At 62.5% G+C, this 13,254-nt stretch carries 11 protein-coding genes and 3 pseudogenes; 5 read left to right on the top strand and 9 right to left on the bottom strand.

Annotation, left to right across the window (positions count from 1 at the left end):
* Both AAGW05_RS16045 and AAGW05_RS16040 read left to right on the top strand, forming a co-directional pair.
* On the top strand, positions 1 to 799 hold a 799-nt coding region (locus tag AAGW05_RS16045; RefSeq protein ID WP_411805558.1), incomplete at its 5' end, for a hypothetical protein.
* 212 nt (positions 800 to 1,011) lie between these two features.
* Entirely contained in the window at positions 1,012 to 1,515 is a 504-nt protein-coding gene (locus AAGW05_RS16040) for a UPF0158 family protein (RefSeq protein ID WP_411805557.1), read from the top strand.
* A 144-nt stretch (positions 1,516 to 1,659) separates the two neighbouring features.
* Here the strand turns inward: AAGW05_RS16040 and AAGW05_RS16035 are convergent, their stop codons facing one another.
* From AAGW05_RS16035 to AAGW05_RS16015, 5 genes and pseudogenes are all read right to left on the bottom strand, one after another.
* On the bottom strand, positions 1,660 to 3,285 hold the full coding sequence (locus AAGW05_RS16035; RefSeq protein ID WP_411805556.1) for a ribonuclease J: 1,626 nt from the start codon (positions 3,283 to 3,285) through the stop codon (positions 1,660 to 1,662).
* A 571-nt stretch (positions 3,286 to 3,856) separates the two neighbouring features.
* Positions 3,857 to 4,009: pseudogene (locus AAGW05_RS16030) on the bottom strand (alkane 1-monooxygenase); the annotation flags it as partial.
* An 80-nt stretch (positions 4,010 to 4,089) separates the two neighbouring features.
* Positions 4,090 to 4,233 (bottom strand): hypothetical protein, encoded by a 144-nt coding sequence (locus tag AAGW05_RS16025; RefSeq protein ID WP_411805555.1) that lies wholly within the window; start codon positions 4,231 to 4,233, stop codon positions 4,090 to 4,092.
* Between the two features lie 98 nt (positions 4,234 to 4,331).
* A pseudogene (locus AAGW05_RS16020) lies at positions 4,332 to 4,634 on the bottom strand (ABC transporter ATP-binding protein); the annotation flags it as partial.
* Between the two features lie 490 nt (positions 4,635 to 5,124).
* Positions 5,125 to 6,113 (bottom strand): annotated as a pseudogene (locus AAGW05_RS16015) (1-aminocyclopropane-1-carboxylate deaminase).
* Between the two features lie 165 nt (positions 6,114 to 6,278).
* Between AAGW05_RS16015 and AAGW05_RS16010 the strand changes: the two are divergent.
* The 3 genes from AAGW05_RS16010 to AAGW05_RS16000 all read left to right on the top strand — a co-directional run bounded on the left by AAGW05_RS16010 (position 6,279) and on the right by AAGW05_RS16000 (position 8,931).
* The gene (locus tag AAGW05_RS16010; protein WP_411805554.1) at positions 6,279 to 6,944 is read left to right on the top strand and encodes a GntR family transcriptional regulator; all 666 of its coding nucleotides are present in this window, start codon (positions 6,279 to 6,281) and stop codon (positions 6,942 to 6,944) included.
* 165 nt (positions 6,945 to 7,109) lie between these two features.
* Positions 7,110 to 8,747 carry an ABC-F family ATP-binding cassette domain-containing protein gene (locus AAGW05_RS16005; protein ID WP_411805553.1) on the top strand — a complete coding sequence of 546 codons (1,638 nt, stop codon included), beginning with the start codon at positions 7,110 to 7,112 and terminating at the stop codon, positions 8,745 to 8,747.
* 52 nt (positions 8,748 to 8,799) lie between these two features.
* Positions 8,800 to 8,931, top strand: coding sequence for a hypothetical protein (locus tag AAGW05_RS16000; RefSeq protein WP_411805551.1), 132 nt, complete (start codon positions 8,800 to 8,802; stop codon positions 8,929 to 8,931).
* Positions 8,932 to 9,037: 106 nt separating this feature from the next.
* Here AAGW05_RS16000 and ccsB read toward each other — a convergent pair whose 3' ends face one another.
* Genes ccsB through AAGW05_RS15980 form a run of 4 tightly spaced genes read right to left on the bottom strand, consistent with a single transcriptional unit; the run spans position 9,038 to position 13,203 of the window.
* Positions 9,038 to 10,138: a c-type cytochrome biogenesis protein CcsB gene (gene ccsB / locus AAGW05_RS15995; protein ID WP_411805550.1), complete on the bottom strand. Its 1,101-nt coding sequence runs from the start codon at positions 10,136 to 10,138 to the stop codon at positions 9,038 to 9,040.
* Positions 10,138 to 11,847: a cytochrome c biogenesis protein ResB gene (locus AAGW05_RS15990; RefSeq protein ID WP_411805549.1), complete on the bottom strand. Its 1,710-nt coding sequence runs from the start codon at positions 11,845 to 11,847 to the stop codon at positions 10,138 to 10,140. Before AAGW05_RS15990 ends, ccsB begins: the two co-directional genes overlap by 1 nt.
* Entirely contained in the window at positions 11,847 to 12,602 is a 756-nt protein-coding gene (locus tag AAGW05_RS15985) for a cytochrome c biogenesis CcdA family protein (protein ID WP_411805548.1), read from the bottom strand. The genes AAGW05_RS15990 and AAGW05_RS15985 overlap by 1 nt, the downstream gene beginning before the upstream one ends.
* A gap of 13 nt (positions 12,603 to 12,615) precedes the next feature.
* Complete coding sequence (locus tag AAGW05_RS15980; protein ID WP_411805547.1) at positions 12,616 to 13,203, bottom strand: TlpA family protein disulfide reductase; 588 nt, start codon at positions 13,201 to 13,203, stop codon at positions 12,616 to 12,618.
* Between the last annotated feature and the right edge of the window lie 51 nt (positions 13,204 to 13,254).

Genomic DNA, 13,254 nt, shown 5'->3' with positions numbered 1-13,254 from the left:
AATCCTGCCAGCACCACAATTCCCGGTCTTTCGGAGCCAAATTGGAGCTAGCGCCAATGAAGTTCGCGAGCTTCAACGGACTTTGGATTTCTTCTGCCCGTCCAGCTACGGTGACTTCTTTCACCAGATGCGCGCCGCGCTTCAAGTGGATGCCAAGATTCAAAGGTCTATGAGCCCTAAGGATGCCCGTGAGGAACATTGGACGCCAACAACCCACTCCAAGTTCATCAATGACATTTGCAATTACAGCTACGGGATCTTTGCGTACGCAGACGTTGGCTCTCGCCTTGGGGCAAAGGCCCGCAAGACGTTGCCGCAAACCCAAACATCCCTGACGACTTCACTGCACAAGTTCCGCCCCATGCACAAGGGTCTTCTAACCGATACCAGCAGGCGGCAGTTCATCCTGTGGCGTGTTGGTGAGGGAATTCCAGACTTGCTGGTGATCAAATGGGACGCACTCTCACGATGGCTGGACGGCATGGAAAGCGGGCACTATGTTGGCCTCCGCGCACGCCACATCCGGGTGGTCAACAATTTGAACAGCGAGGATCAAGACGTAGTTAAGCTCATGGTTACCATGGCCGACAACCTTCGCTCCGGGACCCGGCGAACCACGCCCCGACCGAGGGACGCATCGCCCAAGGGAAGAACACAACTGGTCGGCCATCGGACAACCGCGCCGCTCGCACTGGGCTACAAACCGGAAAGTGAATGGCTTGTACCAATAACAGTTAGCGGACGAAACGTGTCAACAGGGTTCGCTCCTTCTACCGGCGAGAATCGGGGTCCGCACTGAGCGCACCCAGGACGATATTAGTTCGAGGGCACATACACGGCGGACAGCTCTTTGGGGACGCCAGGCTGTTGCCCGCTGTAACCATCCGGCGTGAAAAATAGCAGTCCTGAAACCCGTCCACCCGGTCCCCTTGCAGAATCCAAAGCCACGCGAAAGTATTGTTTCACGGGCTTTGGAGTTTGGCCCGAGGCGGCACAACGGAGGACCGAGCCATGCTGCACATAAGCGATGTAAACCTTGAGGACCTGGCCACGGCCCTCGACACCAATTTCATGGACTATGACACCTTCTTCTGGTTGGATCCCGCCACCGGCGGGATCCAACTGTGGGGAGAGGAAACAGCCGACGAAGCCGAGGCCGAGGGCTGGGATGTGGATGAACGCGGCGGCATCCGAATCGAAGCTGTGGGCTCACATGAAGGCTACCGAGACATGGAGGCATTTATTGCCGGCGTGGAGGATTCCCGGTGCAGGGAGGACCTGGAGCGCTCCATTGACCGCAGCCACCCGTTCCGCCACTTCAAGGACGTCCTTCACCACTATCCGGACGTCAGCAAGGCCTGGTACACATTTCACGACGCCACCATGCAGCGCCGGGCCGTCGAATGGCTCCGGGACAACCTGCAGATTGCCCCGGATGAAGCAGCTGCGGCCCTGCTCCACGGGGTCCACAGCGAGCATTCCCAAGAACCCGGATCAGGCGGGCCAACACCCTAAAGCCATGTGCCGCCGTCGTACATCAAGGCTCGACGGCGGCGCCTGAGCGGTCCGCTCAAGCCGCCCCTTAAAAGCCAGGGCCCGTCCGGGTGCCCTGTCCATGACGGACTGGGTACCCGGACGGGCCCTCAAATTGCGTGAAGCTTAGGCGTCGACGGTGATGACCGTGTAGACCGGCTTGCGGCGCAGCGCGCGGTCCGACCAGCGCAGCAGAGCGTTGGCGATGGCCTTCTCGGCTTCGGGACCGGTCTTCTCGCCACGGAGCGAAGCAACAGCCTTCTCCACAATGACGGTTGCCTTTTCGATGTCCTTCTCCGTGAAGCTGAAGCCCACGGGGAAGAATTCCGGGTCCTCTTCGATCCGTCCGGTTTCCGGATCCATGATCAGCAGAAGAGTGACAGCACCATCGGCACCCAGGCGGAGCCGGTCCTGCAGGGACTCCTCCGTGGCGGCACCGGCAACCATGTTCTCAACGTACACGTAAGCGGCAGGAACGTTGCCTGTCACGCGGGCAATGCCGTTCTTGAGGTCAATGGTGGTGCCGTCTTCAACAATGAACGCCTTCTTGGGGTCAACACCGGTGCGCACGGCGAGTTCGGCGTTGGCCTTCAGGTGGCGGTATTCACCGTGGACAGGCATGACGTTCTTGGGCCTGACCAGGTTGTAGCAGTACACGAGCTCACCCGCGCTGGCGTGCCCGGAGACGTGGACCTTTGCGTTGCCCTTGTGAATGACATTGGCGCCCTGCTTGGTGAGGTCGTTGATCAGGCGGTAGATCGATGACTCGTTGCCGGGAACCAGCGAGCTGGCCAGCAGGACGGTGTCCCCTTCGGTCAGACGGATCTGGTGGTCGCCGTTGGCCATGCGGGCCAGCGCTGCCATGGGCTCACCCTGTGAACCGGTGCAGATGAGAACTGCCTTGTTGGGGGCCATCTTCTCCAGTTCCTTGGCATCAACGAGCATTCCCTTGGGAATCTTCAGGTAGCCAAGGTCGCTTGCCGTGCCCATGTTGCGAACCATGGAGCGGCCCACGAAGGCGATCTTGCGGTTGTACTTGGCAGCGGAATCGATGATCTGCTGGATGCGGTGCACGTGGCTGGCGAAGCTGGAAACCACGACGCGGCGCGGCGCGGTGCGCATGACCTGATCGATGGCGGGAATCAGGTCGGCTTCAGCTGCCAGGAAGCCCGGAACCTCGGCGTTGGTGGAGTCGGGCATGAACAAGTCAACGCCCTCCTCGCCCAAGCGGGCAAAGCCTGCAAGGTCGGTGATGCGCTTGTCCAGCGGGAACTGGTCCATCTTGAAGTCGCCGGTTTCCAGCACAAGGCCGGCAGGAGTGCGGATGGCGACGGCCAAACCGTCAGGGATGGAGTGGTTGACAGCCAGGAATTCGACGTCGAACGGACCGAACTTGCGACGGTCGCCTTCCTTGACGGTGATCAGCTTGCCCCTGATGCGGTGCTCGTCGAGCTTGGTCTTCAGGAATGCGAGCGTCAGCTTGGCGGAGATCACGGGAATGTCGCCGCGTTTCTTGAGCAGGTACGGCACACCGCCAATGTGGTCCTCGTGGCCGTGCGTCAGCACGAGGCCCACGACGTCCTGCCATCTGCCGTCAAGGTAGGAGAAGTCAGGCAGAATCAGATCAACGCCTGGGTGGTGCTCCTCGGGAAAGAGCACCCCGCAGTCGACGATCAGCAGCTTGCCGTCGAATTCGAAGACGGTCATGTTGCGCCCGATCTCCCCCAATCCACCGAGGGCAACGATACGCATTGCACCATTCTCTAGGGCGGGCGGGGTACGGCGTGGTGTTCTTCTCATGGGTTCCAGACTTGTTGCTGTAGTGGGCGGCCGGCGGCGATGTGCCACCTTCTCGTGCGACGCATTCGGCCAAAGCTGGGCCGGTGACGCTAAAAGTTAGGGGGATTGCTCCAACCCCGATTTTACCACCGCAGCCGCACTTGAATTCCACGTGCCAAAGGAGCGCCCTGGAAGCCTCTGAACACACTCTTCAGCCGACCCAATCGGCCACCTGATCTGGTCCATCGAGGGTCCTTATGGCCGAAACAGCGGGCAACCCGCAAAACACCCGTGGAGCAACGTCGTTTTCGCGGCTTGGCCCAGCCCTGGGCGGACTCCATCATCTACGGCGTGACCAGTATCCAGCGGATCGCGGGGGCGATGACGCTGCGACTAGGGGCCCCGAAGCGTGAAGCCGGGGCCCGGATGCCCGCAGCCCACCAGATGCGCTGTGAAAGGCCCGGGACTGCGGCTCAGTACGCAGCAGCCGCTTTCCACCTAGGGGCGCGTGCCTGCCGATGTCATTGCGGCTGGTGCACGCGGAAAACGCACCGTCGATGCCCAGTTCCTCAGCCGCGACGGCAAGGTCAATGCCCTGGTGTAGTGCGTCGGCGGCCGAATTGGTGTGCGATCCGTGCCCTGTGCCGCAATGGCCGGAGGACAGGAAACCTATGCGCTTCTTGACGATTGCTTCCATGCTGGTCACAACCCGGACCACCCGCGGGCTATTCCATGCATACGCATATAGCCCGCAGGTGGTCCGCCGAGGATCAAGGTCTAGCGCTTCTTCGTGATGTGGGCGACGGGGTCGGCAGACTCGTCAGCTGCGCCCCGGGCCTTCTTCTCGGCGCGCTTGGCCTTGATGGCGTGGCCCTTGTCAATTTTCTTGTGTTCGTGGTGGTGTGGCTGTTTGTCAGGCATTGCGAACTCCTTCTCACTGCGAAACGTTGCGCACCGGGCCGGCCGGTCCAACGCGCCCCTCTTCGAACGTTACGCCCATTTCCCTGCGTTCAACAGGCTCAGGAGTCGGACCGCCACGAGTTCCACAGGGCAGCGTAGGCGCCGTCCTGCGCCAGCAGTTCAGCGTGCGAGCCCAGCTCGCAGATGCACCCCTTTTCCACCACGGCCACCCTGTCGGCGTCGTGCGCAGTCTGCAGCCTGTGCGCAATCGCCACCACAGTCCGCCTTGACAGGACAGCGCCGAGCGAGAACCCAAGGTACCTGGCTGCTTGCGGTTCGGCCAGCACCAGAAGCGGCACACCCACCAGCAGCGCCGCTGCCACGAGCGGACTGGCAAACACGGCGGCAGCCGCCGTCAGCGCAATTGTCGCAACGGATACCAAGACCTGCGGCACGCCAAAACGTACGGTGTGCGATACGGACTCCACGACGTTGGTGGTGCGCGGGACGAGGTCCCCCGTGCCTGCGTTTTCCACCGTGGACAACGGGGCGAGGTGACTTGTTCCATGAACTCCTCGCGCAGCTGGGCAAACACCTTCTCGCCCAGCACCATGCCCTCGCGCTGGGCCCAGCGGGCCAGCACCGTCTGGACAATCACGAACCCTGCCAGTCCCAGCAGGTAGCGCCCGGGTGAGCGGATATCGGGTCTTCCGGCGGGTTTGTCAGGCAACGAGCGCACAACGGCCTTTTAACAAAATTCGTGGATTGGCAGGCTTCTGACGCGATCCGCCTGCCGCAACAGTGGCTGAGCGATCGGCGCGGGCGGGGCTGCGTTATCTATCTCACAAGGATTCACCCTAACCCACACACGCCCGGCCTTCAATGCAATCCGCAGGGTTGGCAGCCGCTCGCCTAGCGGAACAGCCCGCTATAGGCGTTCAGGGCAAGCTGCCCACCCAGGTGTGCATAAAGGACGTTGCTTGAGGCCGGAATGTCCTTGTTTTTTACGAGATCGATCAAACCCGCCATGGACTTTCCTTCGTAAACGGGGTCGATGATCATCCCTTCAAGTGAGCCTGTGAGGTGGATGGCTTCCATGGTGGACTCGACGGGAATGCCGTAGTAGTCCCCGGCCCAGCCCTCCATGACGGTAATCTCGTCCTCACGCGGCTCTCGGCCCAGGCCAATCAGCTCCGCCGTGTGGCGCGCGATCCGCCCCACCTGGTCACGGGTCTTTTCAATCGTTGCCGACGCGTCAATGCCAATGACCCGACGCTGGCGGTCCTGTCCGGCGAAACCGGCAATCATGCCGGCATGGGTTGAGCCGGTGACCGTGCAGACGATGATGGTGTCAAAGAAGACACCCAGTTCCTGTTCCTGCCGCTGAACCTCGTAGGCCCAATTAGCGAAGCCCAGTCCGCCCAAGTGGTGCTCAGAGGCCCCTGCCGGGATGGGGTACGGCTTGCCGCCGGCATCTTCCACATCCTTGATGGCCTGCTCCCAGCTGCTGCGAATGCCAATGTCGAAACCGGCTTTGTCCAGACGAACATCGGCACCCATGATGCGGGAGAGCTGAATATTGCCCACACGGTCGCTGAGCGGGTCCGGCCAGTCAACCCAGTTTTCCTGCACCAACCGGGCCTTCATGCCGATCTTTGCGGCGACGGCCGCCACCTGGCGGGTGTGGTTTGACTGGTACCCACCAATGGAGACGAGGGTGTCTGCGCCTTGGGCGATGGCGTCCGGGACGATGTATTCAAGCTTGCGCGTCTTGTTGCCGCCAAAGGCGAGGCCGCTGTTCACATCCTCGCGCCTCCCAGATGCTGTGTGAGGCGGGGCAGATCGTGGACGGGGCTGGGGCCAAAGGTCAGCGGATAACGTTCGAAATCGGTGATTGCCATGGTTTTTTCCTTCAGACGTGGGGCACAATCCCGGAAGTGCGTATGCAATATATTGCATACCAATTTTGCGGGAGTGTCAATGGCTGGCGCGTTATTTCCCGCAACCGGCTGAGTCGCGGCGGGGCGGGGCCAAAACCTCTGCCGCGGCGATATATCCTATGTTGCATGCCCACTCCCCCGCCCCATGGCATCCACAAACGCTCGCTGTTGCGCGACGACGTGTACACATCCCTGCGCAACGCCATTGTTGACGGCACCTTCGCCCCGGGCGAACGGCTCAAGGATCCCGAGTTGGAATCGTGGCTGGGCGTGAGCCGGACGCCAATTCGTGAGGCGCTGCTGCGGCTGGAACGGGCCGGCCTTGTGGTTACCCAGCCCGGCCGAGCCACGATGGTTGCCCCGGTTGACACCAAATCCACCCTCGACGCCCAGGAGGTAGTGGCTGCCATGCATGAACTGGCCACACGTCTCGCGGTCCCCACACTGAACGGTGAGCAACTAGCGGCGATGACCGCTGCCAATGCCCGATTTGCCGCGTCCTTGGAGAACGACGACGTCGACGCCGCCTTGGCTGCAGATGGCGAATTCCACGCCGTGATTATCGACTCCTGCGGCAATGAGAAAATTTCGACCGTTTTAGATTCGACTCTTCCGCTACTGCTTCGCGTTGAAAGGCAGCGCTTCAGTTCTCATGCCGCACGGCATTCAGTCACCGTCCACGCCGAGATCATCAGGCTCGCGACGTCGGGGGATGCCGAAGGAGCAGCCCTTGCCAATAGGGAAAACTGGCTTTCACTGGGCACACCACCGTTGGCGCCGGAAGAACGCTAGCTGCAGCCCCAAACAGGTAGCCGCGACTGGCATGGCGCTGGGCCCACTCGTCGGCGGTTTCCTCGAGTGTGATTGCTTCAGACAGTGGTTTTTCCTTCGCATAGAGGCCTGTGCCGTACACCGCTGCTGTCCTCGCGGCACCCCGAAGCAACTTAAGATTGAGTTATGAGCGCAACACTTGTGGTGAAGGACCTCTCCGGAGGCCACGCCCACCGCACCTTATTTAGCAACCTTTCATTCACTGTCGCCCGGGGCGACGTCATCGGCGTCGTGGGCGCCAACGGTGCGGGCAAGTCAACGCTGCTGCGGCTGCTGGCAGGGGCCGACAAGCCCCAGGCCGGCAGCGTCAGCACGGCACCCCAGGACGCCTTCGTCGGGTGGTTGCCACAGGAACATGAACGCTTTGAGGGTGAAACCATCGCCGGCTACATTGGCCGCCGCACAGGCTGCACCGAGGCGACCGATGCCATGGAGGCATCCGCCGAGGCACTTGGCTCGGGCAATTCCGAGGACGATGACAAGTACGCCAATGCGCTTGACCGCTGGCTTGCCTGCGGTGCCGCCGATCTTGAGGACCGCATCCCGGCGACTCTGGCCGAGCTTGGCCTCGACGTTGGCCCCGAGGCCCTCATGGTGGGACTCTCCGGCGGCCAGGCTGCCAGGGTCGCCCTCGCCGCACTGCTCCTGAGCCGTTTCGACATCGTCTTGTTGGATGAACCAACCAACGACCTCGACCTGGCCGGCCTGGCACGGTTGGAGGAATTCGTGACAGGCCTGCGCGGCGGCGTCGTGCTCGTCTCGCACGACAGGGAGTTCCTTGCCCGCACCATCACCTCCGTGGTTGAACTGGACCTGGCGCAGAACAAGGTTGGCGTGTACGACGGCGGCTACGATTCCTTCCTGGAGGAGCGCGCAATCGCCAAGCGCCACGCCCGCGAGGCCTATGACGAGTTCGCAGACAAGAAGGCAGACCTTGTGGGGCGTGCCCGGGTGCAGCGTGAATGGAGCTCGCAGGGCGTGCGTAACGCCATGAAGAAGAGCCCCGACAACGACAAGATCAGGCGCAAGGCGGCCAGCGAATCCAGCGAAAAGCAGGCCCAGAAGGTGCGGCAGATGGAGTCTCGGATCGCCCGCCTCGACGAGGTTGCCGAACCCCGCAAGGAGTGGGCGCTGCAGTTCAGCATCGGCGCAGCACCACGGTCGAGCACAGTGGTTTCCACACTGAATGAAGCGCTGGTGCAACAGGGCGATTTCACGTTCGGTCCTGTTTCGGCGCAGGTCAACGCCGGCGAACGGATCGGCATCACCGGCCCCAACGGCGCCGGCAAATCAACCCTGCTCAGGCTGCTGCTTGGCCACACTCCCCCCGACAGCGGCACGGCATCCCTGGGCAGCAACGTAGCGGTGGGCGAAATTGACCAGGCCCGCAGCCAGTTCCCGGAGGACATTCCCCTGGGCGCGGCGTTTGAGTCGCTTGTCCCGGAGCTGAACCAGGCCGAGGTGCGCACGCTGCTGGCAAAGTTTGGGCTGAAGGCCGACCAGGTGACAAGCCCCGTCGACGCCCTGTCCCCCGGCGAACGAACCCGCGCGTCGTTGGCGCTGCTGCAGGCCCGTGGCGTCAACGTGCTGGTCCTGGACGAGCCGACCAACCACCTTGACCTGCCCGCCATCGAGCAATTGGAAGAAGCACTGGAGAGCTATGAGGGCACGTTGCTGCTCGTCACCCACGACCGCCGCCTGCTCGACAACGTGCGGTTGGACACCCGCTGGTCTGTCAGCCAGGGCCAGCTGAGCACCTTGTAACGCCCCTTTTTGACAAATGATCCCGTTCGCGGGTTTCGACACCGTTCTACCGGTGTCGAAACCCGCGAACGGGATCATTTGTCGATTCATCGACATCCTCGGCTGCCGCGACATGGCGCACCGCTCAGTTCTCACAGGCACCCTGGCGGCGATCACGGGCGGGGACCAGGTCGGCAGCATGTAGGGCGCCGTCCACGCCTGCGCCCTCACAAGGGCGGCATGAAGTAACTTCCTGCACAAAAAGACGCCCCGGGGCAACCCGGGGCGTCATTTTCTGCAATCTCAACTGACTAGCCGCCAACACCCGCGTAGGAGTGCAGGCCTGAGAAGTACACGTTCACAATGGTGAAATTGAAGACCACGCAGAGGTAGCCAACAATGGAGAGCCAGGCTGCCCGGGTGCCCGTCCAGCCCTTGGTGGCGCGGGCGTGCAGGTAACCGGCGTAGACAACCCAAATAACAAACGACCATACTTCCTTGGTATCCCAACCCCAGAAGCGGCCCCAGGCCTTTTCGGCCCAGATGGAACCGAACATGACCGTCACTGTCCAGCCAACAAAGGCGATGCTGTTGATTCGGTAGGACAGGTTCTCAAGGCTCAGCGCGTTCGGGACCAGGCGCATGACGGGGAACTTGTCCGCCTTGCCGGAGGAGATCGACGCTTCGCGCTTGGATTGGAAGAGCTGCAGGACGGACATGGCGAACGTCAACGTGAAAAGGGACGAGGAAATCACTGCGATGGAGACGTGGATGACAAGCCAGTAGCTCTGCAGCGCAGGAACAAGATGGCCCACGGGGGTCCAGAACGACACCGAGGCCGCCGTGATCATCACCAGCACCAGTCCGATCACAAACGTGCCAAGGAAGCGCAGGTCGCGACGGGTCAGGACCAGCAGGAACACAATGGCGACGGCGAAGCTGCCAGTGGTGCAGAATTCGTACATGTTGCCCCACGGCACGCGCGAGGCTGCCAGACCGCGGAAGAGCACTGCAAGGCCCTGCACGACGACGGCAACAACAGTCAGCGCGACGGCGACCCGGGCCACCACGCGCCGTTCCTTGCCGTAGAGCATGGAGTCTCCGGCGGTGACGCCGTCGGACCCTGCATGGGTCTTGCTGCTGGGGCGCACGCCGCGGTCCTGCGGCCCCACGCCCAGGTCCTGCCCTGCGGCCCCACGCGCACCCTGCGCGCCGACGCCGGCCAGCACGGCTTCGGCCGGCTCGACGGCAGCGGCCTTGGCCGCCTTTTCGACGGCGATTCCCCGCTTGATGGTCTGGCTAAATGTCACCAGGTCCCATGCGTAGGCGCAAAAAGCCACTGCGTAGGCCACCCCGGCCACCAGCATGAGCTGTTCGCTGAGTTGGGCAAAGCCCTCATTGATGTCTGACATTACTGGTCCTTAGCTGCAGCGCTGACGCCGTGTTCGGAGTTGTCGGTTGTTGATTGTGCCTGTCCACCATTTTGCTCTGCATCATCCATTGGCACCAGCCACTTCGCATGCAGGGCCTTTTTGATGGCCTGATATTCGCCTGCCAGGCGGTGGTCCTCGCCGCGGGCCAGCAGGCCGAACTCGACCATGGTGCGCCCGTCGGGGTGGTTGCCCGTGCGGATCCACACGCGGCGCCGGTTCAGGAACAAGGAGCCCATGAGTCCGGCAAGGGCCAGGAGTGCGAACACCAGGACGTAGCCCTGGCCGGGGTCGTGCCGGATGTCAAGGGCGGCAAATCGCTTGATGCCGTCAAAGCTGATACTGCCGTTGTTTCCTGGCAGCGTGTAGCTCTTGCCCGGGGCCAGGACGATGCCGCCGGAGGCCAGGGTGCGGGAGTTGATCTCCTTCAGCTTTGAGGTGTCCAGCGTGTAAACATTGCGCGGCACGCCGCTGTCCAGGCCGAGGTCGCCGGTGTAGGCGTTCAGGTTCAGCACCGGGTTGAACGGGTCTGGGTCGGAGCCAAAGGCCACGCCCTTGTCGTTGTACAGTGCCGTGGGCAGGAAGAAGCCCACAAACCCCAGCTGGTTGGGCTTGGCGTCGGGTACCTTGATGACCATCAGTGAGGTGTAGGCGCCATCGGTGGGGATGGTGATGACGGGACCCTGGAACGCAATGTTGCCTTTACCGTCCTTGACAGTGACGACAGGCGCGTAGCCGTTGCCCACAAGATAGACATTGGTTCCGCCAATGGAAACCGGATCGTTGACCTTCAGGGTCTTCGTTTGGGCCTCGGCACCGGGGTCGTCCTTGACTGTCAAGGTGGCGTTGAAGTCCAGGGGCTGGCCATAGTGGGCCTGCGTTGAGCGGTCGTATTTGACCACGAGCTTGTCGAGCTGCACCGAGTAGGGGCTCAGCTTGTCATCACCGAAGTTGGCGCCGGGCGTGAACGTGTCGTAGCTGGAAAGGGTGTTCACGAAGGTCTCACCCTCAACCAGGACCCGCTGGCCGCTGTACCCGAACAGGCCGCTGACGGCGACCGCCGCCAGGACACCGATCATGGCGGTGTGGAAGATGAGATTGCCGACTTCCTTGAGGAAACCAATTTCCGCACCCACCGAGGGGCGGTCGGTGTCGAGGTCGCGCACGTCGACGCGGTAGCGGCGGGACTTCAGCACGGCCGCGGCCTCGTGGACGGCGGTTTCGGCGTCAATGCCGCTGCCTGCGGGGATGGTGACTGTGCCGTATTCGGCAAGGCGGGAGAGCCGCTTGGGCGTCCGCGGCGGTGCGGAACGCATGGCGTGCCAGTGGATCTTGGCACGCGGCAGAACGCAGCCGATCAGGGAGGTGAACAGCAGCAGGTAGATGGCCGCAAACCACGGCGAGGAGTATACATCGAAGAGCTTGAACCAGTCCATGATGGGCCCCGACACCGGGTTGTCCTTCAGATACTGGGTGACTTGCGACGGCGCAGAGGGCCGCTGCGGGAACAGGGACCCAGGCACGGCAGCCACAGCCAACAACAGGAGCAGGAACAAGGCCGTGCGCATGCTTGTCAGCTGCCGCCAAGCCCAGCGAAGCATGCCCACAAAGCCCAGCTGCGGCAGCACCACTTCATGACCGGCGGGCTTTTGCGCCGTGCCCTTGGGTTCTTTCACCACTGTCTCTTTCATTAGATTGGCAACCTCACTTCATTGGCAAACCAAAACTGGAGTTCGCTGATCCAGGTGCCCCACAGTCCGGACACCATCAACAAGCCCAAAACAATTAACATGCCGCCGCCAAAGTACTGCAGTCCGCGGCGGTGCTTCCTGAAGAACGCCATGGCCCCCAGGCCCTTGCGTGCCCCGAGGGCAATGAACAGGAATGGCAGGCCTAGGCCAAGGCAGTAAATGAACGTCAAGAAGGCGCCCTTGGCTGCATTCGGGCCGTCGGAAAACGCCAGCAGCTGTACGGCGCTGAAGGTCGGCCCGATGCACGGCGCCCAGCCCAAACCAAAGGTCAGCCCCAAGATGGGGGCGCCCCACAGCCCGGCCGGCGGCTTCGCATGGATCTTCGCCTCGCCTTGGAACCAGCTCATGCCGCCAAGGAAAACGACGCCCATGAAGACCACCACGAGGCCAAGCACCCGGGTGACCCATGCGGCGTCGGGCCCCATCAGCCAGGCACCGAGCTGGCCGAACACGGCACCGATGAGCATGAAGACTACGGAGAATCCCAGCACGAACAGTCCAATCCCGGCAACCATCCGGCCGCGGCGCTGCTCCTGCAGGTCGGCGCCGCTGAGCCCCGTTACGTAGCCCAAATACCCCGGCACGAGCGGAAGCACGCACGGCGACAGGAAGGAGACAAGCCCGGCCAGCAGGGCAACGGGGATCGCCAGCAGCATTGAGCCGCTGAGCACTGTTTGGGCGAAGGGATTGTTCACGGGTGGCGGGCTGCTAGTTTTCTGCCAGCGCGGAGGTGATCAGGGCCTTCAGCGTGCCCTTGTCGGCAACGCCGAGGATGCGTGCGGAGACGCGGCCCTTCTTGTCCAGAACCAAGGTGGTGGGAACTGCGGCGGGGGGCACGAACTTGGTCAACGCCAGCAGCACGCCGCCGTCCTTGTCCGCGATACTGGGGTATGTCAAGCCAAAATTGCGCTCGAAGGCTTCGGCCGTGGCTTTTTCATCCCGCACGTTGACACCCAGGAACTCCACGCCTTTGGGGCTGAATTCGGTGTTGAGGGCTTGCATGTCCGGCGCCTCCAAACGGCACGGGGCGCACGCCGCGTACCAGAAATTCATGACGGTGACCTGGCCGGGGAACGTCGCCGCGTCGACTTTTTTGCCGTCGAAAAAGGTGGCCGTGAACTCCACGGCGTCCTTGCGGTCGCCCGCCCCGTACTCAGTCACCGAGCCGTCGCCTGCGATGTAGTTCTTGTTGTCCCCGGCGCTTGCCTGCTTCGCCAGGGGGTCGTTGCTGGTGCATGCGGCCAGGGCCACCGTCAGCGCGGCGCCGCCGGCGGCAAAAAGCGATCTACGGCTCATCGAGGAAGTCACGACGCAAATCTTTCATTTCGTGTGGAAGCCAAGGTGCAG

The sequence above is a fragment of the Arthrobacter sp. LAPM80 genome (assembly GCF_046736435.1).
Taxonomy (GTDB): Bacteria; Actinomycetota; Actinomycetes; order Actinomycetales; family Micrococcaceae; genus Specibacter.
This window is presented reverse-complemented; position numbering and strand designations above follow the sequence as displayed.